Source organism: Microbacterium sp. 8M, assembly GCF_902506375.1.
Lineage (GTDB): Bacteria > Actinomycetota > Actinomycetes > Actinomycetales > Microbacteriaceae > Microbacterium.
In genome coordinates, this window is the sequence record NZ_LR733284.1 from 1,882,734 (window position 1) to 1,900,972 (window position 18,239).

The 18,239-nt window shown below is 71.0% G+C and carries 17 protein-coding genes; 16 read left to right on the forward strand and 1 reads right to left on the reverse strand.

The annotated features are described in order from the left end of the window. Positions 1-73 precede the first annotated feature (73 nt). Positions 74-373, reverse strand: a complete 300-nt coding sequence (locus AERO9AM_RS08900; RefSeq protein ID WP_159575815.1) for a hypothetical protein — start codon at positions 371-373, stop codon at positions 74-76. A 100-nt stretch (positions 374-473) separates the two neighbouring features. Here AERO9AM_RS08900 and AERO9AM_RS08905 point away from each other — a divergent pair, with 100 nt between their 5' ends. From AERO9AM_RS08905 to AERO9AM_RS08980, 16 genes are all read left to right on the forward strand, one after another. Beyond that, positions 474-1,811, forward strand: a complete 1,338-nt coding sequence (locus tag AERO9AM_RS08905; protein WP_159575816.1) for a replication-associated recombination protein A — start codon at positions 474-476, stop codon at positions 1,809-1,811. 182 nt (positions 1,812-1,993) lie between these two features. Next, a complete protein-coding gene (rpsD, locus tag AERO9AM_RS08910) occupies positions 1,994-2,623 on the forward strand; it encodes a 30S ribosomal protein S4 (protein ID WP_159575817.1) in 630 nt (209 codons plus the stop codon). Positions 2,624-2,760: 137 nt separating this feature from the next. Next, positions 2,761-2,952: a hypothetical protein gene (locus AERO9AM_RS08915; RefSeq protein ID WP_159575818.1), complete on the forward strand. Its 192-nt coding sequence runs from the start codon at positions 2,761-2,763 to the stop codon at positions 2,950-2,952. Positions 2,953-3,021: 69 nt separating this feature from the next. Beyond that, a complete protein-coding gene (alaS, locus tag AERO9AM_RS08920) occupies positions 3,022-5,682 on the forward strand; it encodes an alanine--tRNA ligase (protein ID WP_159575819.1) in 2,661 nt (886 codons plus the stop codon). Then, positions 5,679-6,152 carry a Holliday junction resolvase RuvX gene (gene ruvX, locus AERO9AM_RS08925; protein WP_159575820.1) on the forward strand — a complete coding sequence of 158 codons (474 nt, stop codon included), beginning with the start codon at positions 5,679-5,681 and terminating at the stop codon, positions 6,150-6,152. Before alaS ends, ruvX begins: the two co-directional genes overlap by 4 nt. Position 6,153: 1 nt before the next feature. Then, positions 6,154-7,509 carry an endolytic transglycosylase MltG gene (gene mltG / locus AERO9AM_RS08930; RefSeq protein ID WP_159575821.1) on the forward strand — a complete coding sequence of 452 codons (1,356 nt, stop codon included), beginning with the start codon at positions 6,154-6,156 and terminating at the stop codon, positions 7,507-7,509. 1 nt (position 7,510) lies between these two features. Further along, on the forward strand, positions 7,511-8,338 hold the full coding sequence (locus AERO9AM_RS08935) for a shikimate dehydrogenase (RefSeq protein WP_159575822.1): 828 nt from the start codon (positions 7,511-7,513) through the stop codon (positions 8,336-8,338). Positions 8,339-8,450: 112 nt separating this feature from the next. Further along, complete coding sequence (aroC, locus tag AERO9AM_RS08940; RefSeq protein ID WP_159575823.1) at positions 8,451-9,680, forward strand: chorismate synthase; 1,230 nt, start codon at positions 8,451-8,453, stop codon at positions 9,678-9,680. Then, on the forward strand, positions 9,667-10,194 hold the full coding sequence (locus AERO9AM_RS08945; RefSeq protein ID WP_159575824.1) for a shikimate kinase: 528 nt from the start codon (positions 9,667-9,669) through the stop codon (positions 10,192-10,194). Before aroC ends, AERO9AM_RS08945 begins: the two co-directional genes overlap by 14 nt. Further along, complete coding sequence (gene aroB / locus AERO9AM_RS08950) at positions 10,191-11,315, forward strand: 3-dehydroquinate synthase (RefSeq protein WP_159575825.1); 1,125 nt, start codon at positions 10,191-10,193, stop codon at positions 11,313-11,315. Before AERO9AM_RS08945 ends, aroB begins: the two co-directional genes overlap by 4 nt. Beyond that, entirely contained in the window at positions 11,312-11,833 is a 522-nt protein-coding gene (locus AERO9AM_RS08955) for a GNAT family N-acetyltransferase (RefSeq protein WP_159575826.1), read from the forward strand. The genes aroB and AERO9AM_RS08955 overlap by 4 nt, the downstream gene beginning before the upstream one ends. A 12-nt stretch (positions 11,834-11,845) precedes the next feature. Then, complete coding sequence (gene aroQ / locus AERO9AM_RS08960; RefSeq protein WP_159575827.1) at positions 11,846-12,304, forward strand: type II 3-dehydroquinate dehydratase; 459 nt, start codon at positions 11,846-11,848, stop codon at positions 12,302-12,304. Positions 12,305-12,410: 106 nt separating this feature from the next. Then, entirely contained in the window at positions 12,411-12,974 is a 564-nt protein-coding gene (efp, locus tag AERO9AM_RS08965) for an elongation factor P (RefSeq protein WP_045251985.1), read from the forward strand. A 3-nt stretch (positions 12,975-12,977) separates the two neighbouring features. After that, on the forward strand, positions 12,978-13,388 hold the full coding sequence (gene nusB, locus AERO9AM_RS08970; protein WP_159575828.1) for a transcription antitermination factor NusB: 411 nt from the start codon (positions 12,978-12,980) through the stop codon (positions 13,386-13,388). A 113-nt stretch (positions 13,389-13,501) separates the two neighbouring features. Continuing rightward, a complete protein-coding gene (locus tag AERO9AM_RS08975; RefSeq protein WP_236602550.1) occupies positions 13,502-16,468 on the forward strand; it encodes a DEAD/DEAH box helicase in 2,967 nt (988 codons plus the stop codon). Between the two features lie 97 nt (positions 16,469-16,565). Next, positions 16,566-18,155 carry a Rieske 2Fe-2S domain-containing protein gene (locus tag AERO9AM_RS08980; RefSeq protein ID WP_159575830.1) on the forward strand — a complete coding sequence of 530 codons (1,590 nt, stop codon included), beginning with the start codon at positions 16,566-16,568 and terminating at the stop codon, positions 18,153-18,155. Positions 18,156-18,239 lie beyond the last annotated feature (84 nt).

An 18,239-nucleotide genomic window follows, 5' to 3' on the forward strand; every position in this document is an offset into this window, starting at 1 on the left:
GCGGCGGACCGCGGGAGGCGGAAAGGACACGGCCAGCCTAGTACGACGGGCCGTCCTGCGAGAGTGCCCGTGCTCAGCCCGCGGGCGTCTCCGAGACGGTCGGCGCGGGCGTCGTGGGAGCCTGCGGCGTCGCCGTCGGACTGGCCGTAGGGGAGGGCTTCGGCGCCGGCGCGGTCGCCTCCGCGTGCAGCACCTGGCTCACGATGGCGCCGACGACGATGAGCGCTCCGGCCACCACGGCGACGGTGTTGTCGCGCACCCGGCGGCGCACGCTGCGAGCGTGCAGCTCCTGGCGTGCCGCGTGCAGGCGCGCCCGCTCCTGCTCCACGCGTGCGCGCTGCGTGCGGGCGTTCGTCGGACGGCGACCGGCCATGGATCCTCCCTGATGTCGAGCACAGAGCCTATCGCCCCCGCCCCTGTGCACCGCACGGCGGAGCGAGGCGCATGTCGGTCGCCGCCGATAGCCTGGGTGGATGACTCCTGCAGCCCCGCTGATGAGCGGCCAGACGCCGCTCGCCGTGCGGATGCGCCCGGTCTCGCTCGACGAGGTCGCGGGGCAGCAGCACCTGCTGCGCCCGGGTTCGCCGATCGTGACGCTCGCGGATCCGTCCGCGAAGACGGCGTCCAGCGTGTCGATGATCCTCTGGGGTCCGCCCGGCACCGGCAAGACCACCCTCGCCCAGGCGATCGCCCGCTCGTCCGGGCGCCGCTTCGTCGAGCTCTCCGCGATCACCGCCGGAGTGAAGGATGTGCGCGAGGTGATGCAGGAGGCGCTGACCCAGCGCGATCTGTACGGCCAGTCCACGATCCTGTTCCTCGACGAGATCCACCGCTTCACCAAGGCGCAGCAGGACGCGCTGCTGCCCGGCGTGGAGAACGGCTGGGTCATCCTCATCGCGGCGACCACGGAGAATCCGTCCTTCTCCGTGATCTCGCCGCTGCTCTCCCGTTCCCTGCTGCTCACGCTGCAACCGCTGACCGACGACGACATCGGCCTCCTCATCGATCGAGCGGTGGCGGATCCGCGCGGGCTGAACGGCGGTGTCGCCCTCGACGACGCCGCACGTGCCGCGCTCGTCCGTCTCGCCTCCGGGGACGCCCGCCGCGCACTGACCGGCCTCGAGGCCGCCGCGGCCGTCGCCGCCGCGCCCGACCGGCTGACCGAGGACGAGACGCCCCTCGTCACCGACGACGACGTGGCGCAGGCCGTGGACCGGGCGCTGCTGCGGTACGACCGCCAGGGCGACGAGCACTACGACGTGATCAGCGCGTTCATCAAGTCGATCCGCGGGTCCGACGTGGACGCGGCGGTGCACTACCTCGCCCGGATGATCGAGGCGGGGGAGGACCCGCGCTTCATCGCCCGACGGCTGGTCATCTCCGCCGCGGAGGACATCGGCCTCGCCGATCCGCAGGCGCTCGTCATCGCCACCGCCGCCGCTGATGCCGTCGCGTTCATCGGCATGCCCGAGGGGCGGATCCCGCTCGCGGAGGCGACGGTCTATCTCGCGACGACGGCGAAGTCCAACGCCGCGTACCTGGCGATCGACGCCGCCATCGCGGACGTGCGCGCCGGCGGGTTCGGGCGGGTGCCGGTGCATCTGCGCGACGCGCACTACCCGGGCGCCAAGCGGCTCGGACACGGCAAGGGCTACCGCTATCCGCACGACAGCGACGCCGGCATCGTGCCGCAGCAGTACCTTCCCGATGAACTGCGCGGGCGCCGCTACTACCAGCCCAAGGCGCTCGGCGGGGAGCGCGAGGTGCAGGCACGCCTGGAGCGGATCCGGAGGATCCTGGGGGAGAGGTGACGCGGCCGGGCCGCTCAGGGCGGATCTGATAGCATGGATCGGCTCGAAACCGAGTTTTCGGGCATCTCTCCACTCCTGTACCACCCTCTCGTCCGCCCCGGCGTGCGTTCGTGAGGGGCGGAATCGAGACGATACGTCCGCGAGCCGTGACGGACACGGCCGCGTTTCGAAAGGAACACTTCGTGGTCACGAAGTCCCAGGACCGCCGCAAGGTGCGTCTGTCGCGCGCCCTCGGCGTCGCGCTCACCCCGAAGGCCGCCCGCTACCTCGAGAAGCGTCCCTACGCTCCGGGTGAGCACGGCCGCACCAAGCGCAAGGCCGACAGCGACTACGCCGTCCGTCTGCGCGAGAAGCAGCGTCTCCGCGAGCAGTACGGCATCCGCGAGAAGCAGCTGGTCATCCAGTTCAACGAGGCCCGTCGCAAGGACGGCCTGACCGGTGAGAACCTCGTCGAGCAGCTCGAGATGCGTCTGGACGCGCTCGTGCTCCGCGCCGGCTTCGCGCGTACCACCGCGCAGGCCCGCCAGCTCGTCGTGCACCGTCACATCCTCGTCGACGGCCAGCTCGTCGACCGCCCGTCGTTCCGCGTGAAGCCGGGCCAGCTCATCCACGTCAAGCCCAAGAGCGAGGGCCTCGAGCCCTTCCAGGTGGCGGCCGCCGGCGGTCACGCCGAGGTGCTGCCCCCGGTTCCGGGTTACCTCGAGGTCGAGCTCGACAAGCTGCAGGCCCGTCTGGTCCGTCGCCCGAAGCGCGCCGAGGTCCCCGTGACCTGCGACGTGCAGCTGGTCGTCGAGTACTACGCGGCTCGCTGAGCGAGACGCGCACTCGCTGAGTTCAGCGAACTCTGCGAACACGCCGAGGAGGCGTCGGGGGCATCCCCGGCGCCTCCTTCGCGTTTACGCATACGATGGAGACCGTTGTGATGAGCGGTGCTCCCGGAGGTGGTGACATGAAGAGTCTGCTGTGGTTCCTCATCGGCGTGATCGGCGGCTTCGTCGCCGCGCACTTCCTGAACAAGGATCCCCGCGGGCACGAGGTGCTGGCGGCGGTGGACGATCGGATCAACGAGTTCACCGGGATCCTCGCCGACGCCTTCCGCGCGCAGGAGTCCCGCCTCGCCCAGGACAGCACCGCGGACTGACGCGGATCCCCCTCACTCTCCCGAATCCGCGCTCCGGCGCGCCCTGACAGCAAGGACCACCCGACGAGCATGAAGACCGCGGAGATCGCGCAGCGCTACCTGAGCTACTTCGAGAAGAACGACCACCTGATCGTTCCCTCGGCGTCGCTCGTCAGCGACGACCCCTCGCTGCTGTTCACCGTGGCCGGCATGGTGCCGATGATCCCGTACCTCACCGGAGTGGTCCCCGCGCCGTACCCGCGCGTCGCCGACCTGCAGAAGTGCATCCGCACCAACGACATCGAGGAGGTCGGGCGCACGGCCCGCCACGGCACGTTCTTCCAGATGCTCGGCAACTGGTCGTTCGGCGACTACTTCAAGGAGGGCGCGATCCGCTACGCCTGGGAGCTTCTCACCAGCTCCGAGAGCGACGGCGGTCTCGGCTTCGACGAGAAGGACCTCTGGGTCACGGTCTTCGAGACCGACGACGAGGCGGAGGCGATCTGGCGCGACGTCATCGGGCTGAAGCCCGAGCGCATCCAGCGCCTCGGCCGCGCCGACAACTACTGGAACACCGGTCAGCCCGGGCCCGGTGGACCCGACAGCGAGATCTTCTTCGATCGCGGACCGGCATACGGCAAGGACGGCGGTCCCGCCGCCGACGACACCCGGTTCCTGGAGATCTGGAACCTCGTGTTCATGCAGGACTTCATCGAGAACATCCAGGGCAAGACGGAGTTCGACATCGTCGGCGAGCTGCCGATGAAGAACATCGACACCGGCATGGGTCTCGAGCGCGTCGCGTTCCTCAAGCAGGGCGTCGAGAACATGTACGAGACCGACCAGGTGCGTCCGGTCCTCGACCGCGCCGTCGAGCTGTCCGGACGGCGCTATGGCGCCGACCACGCCGACGACGTGCGCTTCCGCGTCGTGGCCGACCACGTGCGGTCCTCGCTCATGCTGCTCTCCGACGGCGTGCGCCCCTCGAACGAGGGCCGAGGCTACATCCTCCGCCGCCTGATGCGTCGCACGGTCCGGTCCATGCGACTGCTCGGCGTCGACGAGCCGGTCTTCGACGAGCTCTTCGCCGCCTCCAAGGACGCGATGAAGTCCGCGTACCCGGTCCTCGAGCAGGACTGGGCGCAGCTCCGCACCGCCGCGAACGCGGAGGAGGAGACCTTCCGCCGCACGCTCGACGCCGGATCCACGATCCTCGACCTGGCACTCGCCGACACGAAGAAGTCCGGATCCGAGACGCTGAAGGGCTCTGAGGCGTTCCTGCTGCACGACACCTACGGCTTCCCGATCGACCTCACCCTCGAGATCGCCGAGGAGGCCGGACTGAAGGTCGACCGTGCCGCGTTCGACACCCTGATGCAGGAGCAGCGGGCCCGCGCCAAGGCCGACGCCCGCAGCCGCAAGCGCCAGATCGCCGACGTGTCGGTGTACGGCGACCTGCGCGCCAAGGGCGAGACCGCGTTCCTCGGCTACGACGAGCTGGAGACCGGCACGACGGTGCTCGGCATCCTCGTCGACGGCGCCTCCGTCACCAGCGCCTCCGAGGGCCAGGTCGCCGAGGTCGTGCTGGCCGAGACCACCCTCTACGCCGAGTCGGGCGGCCAGGTCGCCGACAAGGGCGTCATCACCGGTCCCGGCTATTCGCTCGAGGTGCTGGACGTGCAGCGCCCGGTGCCGGGCCTGATCAGCCACACCGTCGAGGTGACCAGCGGCGTCGTCTCGGTCGACGCGCCGGCGACCACCACGGTCGACGCCGCCAACCGCCGCGCCGCCCGTCAGGCGCACTCCGCGACGCACCTCGTGCACGCCGCCCTGCGCGACACGCTGGGCAAGACCGCCACCCAGGCGGGCTCGCTGAACCGCGCCGGCTACCTGCGGTTCGACTTCTCCTGGGGGCAGGCGCTGTCCGCTGAGACGAAGACCGAGATCGAGGAGATCGCCAACCGCGCCGTGCAGGAGGGCCTCGAGGTCACCACGCGGATCATGTCGCTCGACGACGCGAAGGCCGCGGGGGCCATGGCCCTGTTCGGCGAGAAGTACGGCGCCACCGTGCGCATGGTCGACATCGGCGGCCCGTGGTCGCGTGAGCTCTGCGCCGGCACGCACGTGTCGACGAGCTCCGAGATCGGGATCATCAATCTCGTCGGCGAGTCCTCCGTGGGCGCGTCGAACCGCCGCGTCGAGGCGCTCGTCGGACAGGACGCGTTCCGGGAGTTCGCCGCCGAGCGCGCGCTCGTCTCCCAGCTCACGTCGGCCCTGAAGACCCCGCGGGAGCAGCTCGCCGAGCGCGTCAGCGACCTCGCGGCGCAGCTCAAGGCCGCCGAGAAGCGGATCGCCCAGTTCGAGGCCGCCGAGCGCGCGGGCCGCGTGCCGGCGATCGCCCAGACGGCAACGTCGGTCGGCGCTCTGCAGTTCGTCGCGCACGACCTCGGCGCCGTCGGGGGAGCGGACGACGTCCGCGAGATCGCGACGGGCGTGCGGGACACCTTCGGATCCGCCGCCGCGGTCGTGGCGATCGCGGGCGTCGCGAACGGGCGTCCCATGGTCGTCGTCGCGGTCAACGACGCCGCGCGCTCAACCGGCGTGAAGGCCGGCGCCCTCGCCAAGATCGCCGCCGGCGTGCTCGGCGGCGGAGGAGGAGGCCGCGACGACGTCGCCCAGGGCGGCGGCTCGGACGTGACCGCCCTGCCCGCCGCCTTCGCCGCGATCGAGCAGGAGCTGCGGCGCGCGTGACCGGCTTCCGACGTGGTGTGCGGCTCGGGATCGACGTCGGGCGGGCCCGGATCGGCGTCGCCCGCAGCGATCCCGATGGACTGCTGGCCGTGCCGGTGGAGACGGTGCCGCGCGACGACGCGTCCGTGACGCGGATCGCGCAGCTCGTCGCGGAGTACGAGCCGCTCGAGCTCGTCGTCGGGCTGCCGATCAACCTGCGCGGCGAGGACACCGCGTCCACCGCCGACGCCCGCGAGTTCGCTGCCGCGCTCGGGCAGGCCAGCGGGTGCGCGGTGCGGCTGATCGACGAACGGCTGAGCACGGTCACCGCGCATCAGGCGCTGCGAGCGTCAGGTCGCAGCCAGCGCACGTCCCGCGGCGTGGTGGACCAGGCCGCGGCCGTCGTCCTGCTGCAGCACGCCATCGACACGGAGAAGGGGACCGGCCGGCCCGCCGGCACCGCCCTGACGCCCGACGAGGAGAATCGCTGACATGTCCGACCGATCGGAATCGGCCGCGCCCTCCGGGCAGGAGCCCGAACTGCGCGACCTGTTCGGGGCGCTCCCGGATCCCCAGGTGCAGATGCCGCGCCCGGCCGAGCAGCCGGCGGTCCCCGGATCCCGGCGCGCCGCGCGGGAAGCCGCCAAAGTCACGAGCACTCCGGATGCGGCGCGCACCGAGACGCCGGCGGCACCGTCGGCCGAGGTGCACCAGGGGACGGACGCGACCCTCGAGGCGCTGTTCCGCCACGAAGCCGAGCCGCCCGCCGTGCCGAAGCACAAGAGGCGCCGTGGCTGCCTGATCGCCCTGCTCATCGTGTTCGTGCTCGTGGGCGGCGCTGCCGCGGGCGGCCTCTGGGTGTGGAACACGTACGGCGACAAGATCAGCGAGACCATGGGCTGGGGCCCGTCCAAGGACTACGAGGCCGGGCAGGCCACCGGCACGGCGCTCGTCACGATCAACAAGGGGGACGGCGGACAGCAGGTGTCCGAGGCGCTCTACGACGCCGGCGTGACGAAGACCTCTGACGTGTTCTACACCATGATGGTGAAGGAGAACATCGTCAACACGTTCTACCCGGGTGTCTACAAGCTGCAGCAGAAGATGACGGCGGCGGCCGCGCTCAAGGCGCTCAACGACCCGAAGAACAAGATGCAGAACTCGGCGGTGATCCCCGAGGGGTACACCGTCGCCCAGACCGTGGAGCGGATCGCGAAGAGCGTGGACGTGCCGCTGGCCGATCTTCAAGCCGCCGTGCAGAATCCCGCCGACTACGGCGTGACCGCCCCGTCGCTGGAGGGCTGGCTCTTTCCGGCCCTCTACGAGTTCGCGCCGGGCGCGACGGCCAAGGACATCGTGGCCACCATGGTCAAGCGCACGAGGGACTCCCTGGCCGCGGCCTCCGTGCCGGCGGGCGACGAGCAGCGCGTGCTCACGATCGCGTCGATCATCCAGCGCGAGGCGCGTGCCGAGGCCGACTTCTATAAGGTCTCCCGGGTGATCCAGAACCGCCTGGATCAGGGCATGAAGCTCCAGATGGACTCGACGGCGCAGTACGGCTACGGCGAACTGCACAGCGGTTCGGCGAGCACCTCGGACGCCGCGCAGAACGACGACAACCCGTGGAACACCTACGTCATCGACGGTCTGCCGAAGACCCCGATCGCGAACCCCGGCGACAAGGCGATCGACGCGGCGATGCACCCCGCGACGGGCTCCTGGCTGTACTTCGTGACGGTCAACCTCGACACCGGAGAGACCGTGTTCTCCGCCACCTACGAGGAGCACGAGGCCGCGGTCAAGCAGTGGCAGGACTGGTGCAAGGCGAACCCGGACTCGGGCTGCTGACGTGAGCGGCGTGCGGACACGGCTCGCCGTGTGGGGGGATCCGATCGACCACAGCCGATCGCCCGATCTGCACGGCGCCGCCTACCGCCTGCTCGGGCTGAACTGGGAGTACGGCCGGCGCCAGGTCGACGTCTCCGGCTTCGACGACGCCCTGGACGGCCTGGACGCCACATGGCGCGGGCTCTCTCTGACGATGCCGCTCAAGGAGCGCGCCTTCGCCCGCGCCGACGAGCGCGACGACGACGCCCGCCTCACCGGCGCGGTGAACACGCTGCTGCTGGGGGAGCGGATCCGCGGCTTCAACACCGACGTGCGCGGTCTCACCGAGGCGCTGCAGTCCGGCGGATTGGGCTCCAGCCGCACCGCGCGCGTGCTCGGCGGCGGCGCCACGGCACGGTCGGCACTGGTGTCGCTGCTGCGCCTCGGGGTGACCGAGGTGGAGCTGCGCACCCGGCGCATCGAGCAGGCGCGCGAGCTCGCGGCGTTCGGCACGCGGATCGGCCTGGTCGCGTCCGCGCGCGCTCTGGACGACCCGGCGCCTCTCGCCGCGGTGGATCTGACGGTGTCGACGCTGCCCGGCGACGCCGATCTTCCGGATGCGGTGGCCGCGACCCTGGCCGCGCACGGCGGTGCACTGTTCTCGGCCGCGTACGCCCCATGGCCGACGCGACTGGCGCAGGCGTGGAGCGACGCCCCGGTGCTGACCGGCCTGGAGATGCTGCTGCATCAGGCGGTCGCGCAGATCCGCATCTTCCTGCACGGGACGCCCGAGGAGGCGCTGCCGGACGAGCCCGCGGTGCTCGACGCCATGCGCGCCGCACTGCGCTGAAGGCGCGGCGGTTCGCTGGAGGCGCGACGGTTCGCTGATGGGTGCGGCATTCCGAGCCGGAGCGTGAAGTCATCCGCGCGGAGCGCCCGTTCCGACATGGGAGACTAGGACAATGCTCCGCGTGCTCACGGCCGGCGAATCGCACGGCCCCGAACTCATTGCCGTCATGGAGGGCCTGCCGGCAGGCGTGCCCCTGTCCCGCGAGGCGATCCAGTCCGACCTGCAGCGCCGCAAGCTCGGCTACGGACGCGGATCCCGGATGAAGTTCGAGCAGGACGAGCTGACGATCTCCGGGGGCGTGCGCCACGGGTTCTCCCTGGGCAGCCCGATCGCGATGCGCATCGGCAACACCGAGTGGCCGAAGTGGGTCGAGGTGATGAGCGCGGATCCGGTGGAGATGACAGAGAAGTCGCGTGGCCGCAGCGCGGCGCTGACCCGTCCGCGCCCGGGGCACGCCGACCTCGTCGGCATGCAGAAGTACGGCTTCGACGAGGCCCGCCCGATCCTGGAGCGCGCGAGCGCGCGCGAGACCGCGGCTCGTGTCGCGCTGGGCGCCGTCGCCCGCGCGTTCCTCGGCGAGCTCGGGATCCGTCTGGTCAGCCACACTCTCTCGATCGGCCCCGTGCAGGTCCCCGAGGGGTCCGCGCTGCCGACCCCGGATGACGTCGACGCGCTGGACGCGGACCCGCTGCGGTGCTTCGATCCCGCGACCTCGGCCCGCATGGTGGCCGAAGTGGACGCGGCCCGCAAGGACGGCGACACTCTCGGCGGCATCGTCGAGGTGCTCGCGTACGGGCTCCCGCCGGGGCTCGGCTCGCACGTGCACTGGGACCGCCGGCTGGACGCGCGGCTCGCTTATGCACTCATGGGGATCCAGGCGATCAAGGGCGTGGAGGTCGGCGACGGCTTCGAGACCACCCGCCGTCGCGGGTCGTCCGCCCACGACGAGCTGTTCGCGACGGATGACGGCATCACCCGCGGGTCCGACCGCGCCGGCGGCACCGAAGGCGGGATGTCCACGGGCACCGTGCTCCGTGTGCGCGCCGGCATGAAGCCGATCGCCACCGTGCCGCACGCACTGCGCACCGTCGACGTCGCGTCGGGGGAGCAGGCGACCGCGCACCACCAGCGCTCCGATGTGTGCGCGGTGCCGGCCGCGGGCGTCGTGGCGGAGGCCATGGTCTCGATCGAGTTGGCGAACTCCGTTCTGGAGAAGTTCGGCGGCGACAACGTCGCCGAGACCCGGCGCAACCTCGAGGCGTACCTCGCGGCGATCCCCGAGGAGCTGCGCACCACGCCGGCGTCGGAGGCCGCACTGATCCTGCACGATGAGCTCGGCTGAGTCCGCGTCGCCGCAGACGCTCGTGCTCGTGGGCCCCATGGGCGCGGGCAAGACGAGCGTCGGCCGCAGGGTCGCCCGATCCGCGGGGCTCCGCTTCGTCGACACGGACAAGGAGATCGCCCGGGCGCACGGGCCGATCCCGGCGATCTTCGCCGAGCACGGCGAGGCGCAGTTCCGCGCCTGGGAGCAGGAGCAGGTGGCCTCGGCCGTCGCGAACGGCGGCGTGATCTCGCTCGGCGGGGGAGCGGTGCTCACCGCGGCGACCCGGGAGCTCCTGCGCACCGTGCCGGTGGTCCTGCTCACGGTGACTCCCGAGGCGGTGGCCGAGCGGATCACGGGCAGCGACCGCCCGCTGCTGCACGGAGAGGAGGATCCGGTGCAGCGCTGGCAGCGGATCTTCGCCGAGCGGCGCGCACTGTACGAGGAGGTCGCCGACGCGACCTTCGACACGTCCCGGGTGCCCATGTCGCGCGTGGCGAACCGGATCGTGGAATGGATGAGAGGACGAGGATGAGCGCCGACCAGAACGACACGGCGGCGGCGGACGACGCCGTCACCACCATCGCGGTCACGGGGACCACGCCGTACGACATCACGATCGGCAGGGACATCCTGGACCGCGTGTCCGCGGCGCTCGCACCCACGGTGCGCAAGGCGCTGGTCGTGCATCCCCCGACGCTGGCGGACCGCGCGGCCGAGCTGCGCGATCGCATGCTCGCCGACACGGCGAACGGCCCGCGGGAGGTGCTCCTGGCGGAGATCCCCGATGCGGAGCAGGCAAAGCGCATCGAGGTCGCCCAGTTCCTCTGGCAGATCATGGGACAGGCCGACTTCACCCGCACCGATGCCGTCGTCGGCTACGGCGGAGGCGCTGTCACGGATCTGGCGGGCTTCGTCGCCGCGACCTGGCTGCGCGGCGTGCAGGTGGTCCAGGTCCCCACCACGGTGCTCGGACTGGTCGACGCCGCGGTCGGCGGCAAGACCGGCATCAACACCAACGAGGGCAAGAACCTCGTGGGCGCGTTCTGGGCGCCGCAGGCCGTGATCGGCGATCTCGACCAGCTCTCCAGCCTGAGCCGGAACGAGGCGACCGCGGGCTTCGCGGAGGTGGTCAAGGCGGGCTTCATCTGGGCTCCGGAGATCCTCGACATCGTCGAGGCCGATCCTGAGCGCGCCGTCGATCCGCTCACCCCGGAGTTCCGCCGGGCGGTCGAGCTCGCGATCGGCATGAAGGCGGCCGTGGTCTCCGACGACTTCCGCGAGGCCGGCCAGCGCGAGATCCTCAACTACGGGCACACCCTCGGCCACGCGATCGAGCACGCCGAGCGCTACCGCTGGCGCCACGGCGCGGCGATCTCCGTGGGCATGCTGTTCGCGGCCGAGCTGTCGCGGCTGGCCGGCCGGCTGTCCGACGACGACGCGAACCGGCACCGCACGGTGCTGGAGTCGCTCGGCCTGCCCACGTCCTACCGCGGCGGGGCCTGGCCCACTCTGCTGTCCACGATGCAGCGCGACAAGAAGAGCCGCGGCGGCATGCTGCGCTTCATCGTGCTGGACGGCATCGCCAGACCGACCGTGCTGCAGGCCCCGGACGAGTCGCTCCTGTTCGCGGCCTACCAGGAGGTCGCGGAGTGAGCTTCACCGTGCGGCGGGTCGAGGCGGGCGAGTGGGAGCGCGTGCGCGAGCTGCGTCTGCGATCCCTGCAGGACCCGGTCGCGGCGCTGGCGTTCCTCGACACGTTCGAGAACGCCTCCGCGCAGCCGGACGAGTTCTGGCGGCAGCGCACGGCGAACGCGGCACCCGGCGGGCCGAACGCGCAGTACGTCGCGATCGCGGAGGACGGCGAGTGGTTCGGATCCGCGACGGTGATCCCGTCGCAGACCAGCGCAGGCCGCGCGACGGCTCTGGTCGTGGGCGTGTACGTCGCCGACGGGCACCGCGGGGCCGGAGTCATCGAGGTGCTGTTCGACGAGTGCGCGGCGTGGGCCGCGGATCACGGATACACCGAGCTCACCCTCGAGGTGCACGTGGACAACCACCGCGCGCAGGCCGCCTACGAGCGCTGCGGCTTCACCCGCACCGGTGAGATCACCGAGCTCGCGAACGGACGCGAATACGTGATGGCACGCCCGGTCGTGCCCGTCCTGCGCTGATACCGTGAGCACGTGACCACGCCCCGCCGCCTCCTGCTCGTCAACGGCCCCAACCTCAACCTCCTGGGCACGCGCGAGCCCGGGATCTACGGATCCGCGACGCTCGCCGACGTGGAGCGGATCACCGCCGATGCGGCCGCCGCGTACGGCTTCGAGATCCGCGCCGTGCAGAGCAACCACGAGGGCGTGCTTCTGGATGCGATCCACGCCGCCCGCGAGGACTGCGCCGGCATCGTGATCAACGCGGGCGCCTACACGCACACCTCGGTCGCGCTGCGCGATGCGCTCACCGGGGTGGCGCTCCCGTTCGCCGAGGTGCACATCTCCGACGTGTACGCCCGCGAGGAGTTCCGCCATCACTCCTACCTGACCGACGTCGCCGCCGTGCACGTGGTCGGGGAGGGCGTGCACGGCTATGCGACAGCGACGCGCCGGCTGATCCTCGTGATCACCGGTCAGGCCGACGGCTGATCGCGGTCCGGGACGGACTGCTCCCACCGGCCGTCCGGCGGGCATCGCGTAAGATGGGACGTCGGTCGATCGACCGCGCAGACTTCAGAACGGACTTCTCAGACCCATGGCATCCACTGCAGACATCAAGAACGGCGTCGTCCTCTCCATCGACGGGCAGCTCTGGAACGTCATCGAGTTCCAGCACGTCAAGCCCGGCAAGGGCGGCGCGTTCGTCCGCACCAAGCTGAAGAACGTCGTCAGCGGCAAGGTCGTCGACCGCACCTACAACGCCGGCGCCAAGGTCGACATCGAGAACGTGGACCGTCGCGACTTCACCTACCTGTACACGGACGGCGACAACTTCGTGTTCATGGACCAGGAGGACTACGACCAGATCAACGTCCCCGCGGCCACCGTCGGCGACGCCAAGAACTTCATGCTGGAGAACCAGTCGGTCCAGATCGCGCTGAACAACGGCAACCCGCTGTACATCGAGCTGCCGGCCTCGGTCGTGCTCGAGGTGACCTACACCGAGCCCGGCCTGCAGGGCGACCGCTCCTCGGCCGGCACCAAGCCCGCGACCCTCGAGACCGGCTACGAGATCCAGGTCCCGCTGTTCCTCGAGACCGGCACCAAGGTCAAGGTCGACACGCGCACCGGCGGCTACCTCGGCCGCATCAACGACTGACGCGTGGGCGCCAGGACCAAGGCGCGCAAGCGCGCCCTCGACATCCTCTTCTCCGCCGACGTGCGCGGCGACGACCTCGCGGTGACGCTCGCCGCCGAGGCCAAGCGCGCCGCTGCGGAGCCCGCCCGTGAGGCCTCCTGGCTGTATGCGCGCGAGATCGTCGACGGGATCATCGATCAGCGCGACGAGATCGACGAGCAGATCACCACGCACAGCCGCGACTGGAAGCTGGACCGGATGCCGGCCGTGGACCGGGCGCTGCTGCGCATCGGCGTGTGGGAGATCCTGCACAACGACGAGGTGCCGACCGCCGTCGCGATCGACGAGGCCGTGGAGCTCGCCAAGGAGTTCTCCACCGACGAGTCCGGCGCCTTCGTGCACGGCGTGCTGGCGCGCGTGGCCCGGTCGGCCTGACCCGGCCGCGCCACGGTCGCTGAGCCCGTCGAAGCGCCCGGGCGCCGTCTCGGACCCTTCGACGAGCTCAGGGGCCGGTGGCCGTGTCGGCGGCCGGGGCGAGGATGGAACCGATGACCACCGCTGAGCCCGACGACTGGCGCATCCTGCTGCCTTCCGCCATCACCGGCGGCACGCCGCTCGCGCTCGGCGTGGAGCTGCGCCGCCGCGACGTCGCGGACGCCCGCCACTGGGGCGCGCGCCCGCTGCGCACGGCGACCGCCCGCGATCTCGTGAAGGACCCCGGAGAGCTCTTCCTCGCCGTGCGTCCGCTGCGGCGCAACGACGCCGGCGACTCCTGGGTGCAGTCCGACGCGGACTGGGACGCGGTGCGCCGTCCGGGAACGCGTTTCCCGCCGGCCCAGTCGCGCTGGTTCGCCGACCTGCTCAGCATCTCCCGCGACTCGCTGCTGTCCGGAACGGCGGGGGACTGGCTGCTGCTGGATCCCGTGGCCTCGCCGCTGCTGTGGCCGCATCTGGCCACGGCCGCGGACGTCGGTGTCGCGCTGGTGCCGACGGAGCGCAGCACCCTGCTGCAGTGGACCGACCGGCTGCGCGTCCGCGTGGATCTTGACGGGACACGCGGGGGCGGCCTGACCGTCGCCGCGGCGGTCGATCTGGACGGCGAGCCGCTCGAGGGGGCCGCCGTGCGGCCGATCGGATCCGGGGGCGTCTACGCGCACCGCGTGCTCGGCGCCGACATCCAGCTCGTGCTGGGCCCCGTCGTGCTCTCCGACAGTGCTCGGGCGCTGCTGGAAGCGCCCGGCGGCCTCTCGGTGGCGCCCGTGGACCGTGCCGCGTTCTTCCGCGAGGCCTACCCGCTGCTGCGGCGGTCCGCCGACATCCGGCCGGGCAAGGGCGTTACCCTGCCGGAGCCTCCGCGACCGGTGCCGACGCTCGTGCTGGACTTCCGCCCCGCCGACGTCGTGGCCTACGAGCTCTGCTGGGACTACCCCGGATACCGGCGCTTCCCGATGGACGAGCATGCGGCCGCCTCCGCGGTCCGCGACGCCGAGGCCGAGGCCGCGCGGCGGGACCAGGTCATGTCCGAGTGGACCTCGGTCACCGGGCTGCCCTTCACGCTCGGGGGAACGCTCCGCGACGCCGACGCCGCCGAGTTCGTCGCGGTCTTCGTCCCGGCCCTGGAGGAGCGCGGGATCGTCGTCGAGCGCACCGGGGCGCCCCGCGCGTACCCCGAGCTCACCGGGGACCCGGCGATCACGGTGAACGTCGTGGAGAGCACGGATCCGGACTGGTTCGACCTCGGATTCATCGTGCGCATCGACGGGCGCAGCATTCCGTTCGAACCGCTGTTCCGCGCACTCGCGCTGCGCCAGGGCAAGCTCAAGCTCCCCGACAACACCTGGTTCTCCCTCCGGCATCCGGCGTTCGACCGGCTCAAGGAGCTGCTCGACGAGGCCGCCGACCTCGAAGAATGGGAGGCCGGTCCGCGGATCCCGCGGACGCATCTCGCCCTGTGGGAGGACTTCGAGGACCTCGCCGACGAGACCGTCCCGGCGCAGACCTGGCGAGCCGCGGTGCAGAGCCTGCGCGCCGATCCCGGGCTGGACCCGGTCGCCGTGCCCGCGGCGATCACCGCACAGCTGCGCCCGTACCAGCACGAGGGCTTCACGCGCCTCGCACGCCTGTGGCAGCACCGGCTGGGCGGCATCCTCGCCGACGACATGGGACTCGGCAAGACGCTGCAGCTGCTCGCCCTGATCGCACACGCCGCTCAGGAGCCGACGCCGGACGTCACAGCGGAGCACGACCGCGCCCCCTGGCTCGTCGTCGCCCCGACCTCGGTGCTGCCGGTGTGGCAGCGCGAGGCGGAGCGGTTCGCGCCGAGCCTCCGGGTCGCGGTCGTCGACCGCACGCGTCACGCGCACGGGGTGGAGCTAGCGCCGCACATCGCCGGCGCCGATCTCGTGATCACCTCCTACACGCTGCTCCGCCTCGACGCGGAGGACTTCGCACGCCAGCGCTGGGCCGGCGTGGTGCTGGACGAGGCGCAGCACGTGAAGAACCCGGCCACCCGCCAGCACCAGGCGGTTGCGGCGCTCGACGCCCGGGCCGTGTACGCCGCCACCGGCACGCCCCTGGAGAACGGACTGGCCGAGCTGTGGGCCATCCTGAGCCTCACCTCTCCTGGCCTGTTCGCGTCGGCGCGGAAGTTCCGCGAGGACTTCATCCAGCCGATCGAGCAGGGCAAGGTGCCCGAGAACGCCGAGGGCGCGCCGTACCGGCGGTCGCGGATCGAGCTGCTGCGCCGGCGGATCCGCCCGTTCCTCATCCGCCGCACCAAGGAGCTCGTCGCGCCCGAGCTGCCGGAGCGCCAGGAGCAGGTGCTGAGCGTCGAGCTGGGCCCCGCCCACCGGCACCGCTACGACACCGTGCTGCAGCGCGAGCGCCAGAAGATCCTCGGGCTGCTGCCCGACCTCGACCGGCAGCGCTTCATCGTCTTCCGCTCCCTCACGATGCTGCGGATGCTGAGCCTCGCACCGGGTCTCATCGACGGGGAGGACGCCGGGATCGCCTCCCGCAAGCTGGAGGAGCTGGCCGAGCGTCTGCTCGAGCTGCGCGCGGAGGGCCATCGGACGCTCGTGTTCAGCCAGTTCACCTCATTCCTGGGCCTCGCCGCCGAACGTCTCCGCCGTGCCGGCCTGCGTGTGTCGTACCTGGACGGCTCGACGCGCGACCGGGACCGGGTGGTGCAGGAGTTCCGCGAGGGCGACCAGGACGCGTTCCTGCTGAGCCTGAAGGCCGGCGGCACCGGGCTCACGCTCACCGAGGCCGACTACGTCTTCCTGCTCGATCCGTGGTGGAACCCGGCGGCCGAGACGCAGGCAGCCGACCGCGCCCATCGGATCGGCCAGGAGAACCCGGTGTTCGTCTACCGCATGATCGCCGCAGGCACGATCGAGGAGAAGGTGCTCGCACTGCAGCAGCGCAAGGCCCGGCTGTTCTCCGCGGTCCTGGACGACGAGGACCTCTTCGCGCAGGCCCTCACCGCGGACGACATCCGCGAGCTCCTGAGCTGAGGCCGCGCGCCGCGGGATCCTGGTTATGCACGGGCCGTCTCCAGGCCGCCGCGACATCGCCCCGGTAGGATCGACAGGTCCACACAGGAGGAGAAGCATGCGGATCACGGGACTCGGACACGCCGGGATGTTCATCGAGACAGCCGGCGGGAACATCATCTGCGACCCCGTGCTCGGCCCGTCGTTCTACGGCTCCTGGTTCCCGTTCCCCGACAACCGCGGGCTGGACTGGGAGCGCCTGGGCCGGGACGCCGACTTCCTGTACATCTCGCACCGGCACCGCGACCACTTCGACCCGCGCCTGCTCGAGCGCTACATCCGCAAGGACATCGAGGTGCTGCTGCCGGAGTACCCGACGGACGACCTCGAGCAGGACCTCCGCGCCCTCGGCTACGACAACATCACGTACGCACCGGCCGGCGAGGTCATCGAGCGCGGCGTGCTCAAGGTCATGATCACGCCGCTGCGCGCACCCAGCGACGGACCCATCGGCGACTCCTCCCTCAGCGTCGACGACGGCACCGGATCCGTGCTGAACCAGAACGACTCGCACCCCCTGGACCTCGAGAAGCTGATGGCCTTCGGCAAGCCGGACGCGTACTTCACCCAGGTCTCCGGCGCGATCTGGTGGCCCATGGTCTACGACCTGCCCCTCGATGCCAAGCAGAACTTCGCGCGTCTCAAGCGCGAAGCGCAGAACAAGCGCGCGATGTACTACATCGAGAAGGTCGACGCGCCGCACGTCTTCCCGATGGCGGGACCGCCGATGTTCCTGCGCGACGAGCTGTTCGACTTCAACGGCACCGGCCGCAACGGCGAGTCGATCTTCACCGACCAGAAGCAGTTCCTCGCCCACATGAACGAGCTCGCCCCCCAGTACGACGGGCACCTGTTCGTTCCCGGCACCGTCGTCACCCTCGAGGACCGCGCTCTCGTCTCCGTGGAGCAGACGCTGTACTCCGAGGAGGAGCTGCACCACATCTTCGAGGAGAAGTGGGACTACCTCGAGGAGCAGCGCGCCGCCCGTCAGCAGGAGCTGCGTGACGAGGAGGCGCGCCGTGCGCCGATCCTGCCGCCCGAGGAGATGCTCGCCGCGATCAAGGCGTGGTGGGAGCCGCTGCTGAAGAAGTCCCGCACGATCCGCCTGGGCGTGGGCGGCAACGTCCGCTTCCGCATCGGCGAGCTGGACATGGTCGTCGACTTCCCCAAGGCGAAGGTGCGCGAGTATGCGGGGGAGGAGTGCATCTACTGGTACACGATCCCGGCGGACCTCGTCTCCACGAACATCGCCGACCATGAGATCGACTGGTCCAACTCGATCTTCCTGTCCATGCAGTTCTCGGTTGGCCGCAGCGGCAAGTTCAACGAGTTCCTCACCACGTTCCTGAAGTGCCTCTCGGTCGACCGCATCGAGTACGTCGAGAACTGGTACCAGGAGCAGACCGATCAGACCGAGGATGCGGAGATCGGCGAGTGGGTCGTGCAGCGACGCTGCCCGCATCTGCGCGCGGACCTCACCCGCACGGGCTCCGTGGATGAGGACGGCGTGCTGACCTGCAGCATGCACGACTGGAAGTGGGATCTGAAGACCGGCCGGTGCCTGTCCACGAGCGGGCACCCGATCCGCGCCTCGCGCATCATCGAGACCGGCCGCGCCGCCCGCGAGGCGCTGCAGTCCGCGGGCTGAGCGATCCCGACACGCGGTTCGGGCGGCCGGGGCCGCTCCGGTAGACTGGACGCACCGACAGAAGCAACCTTTAACACCGTCCCG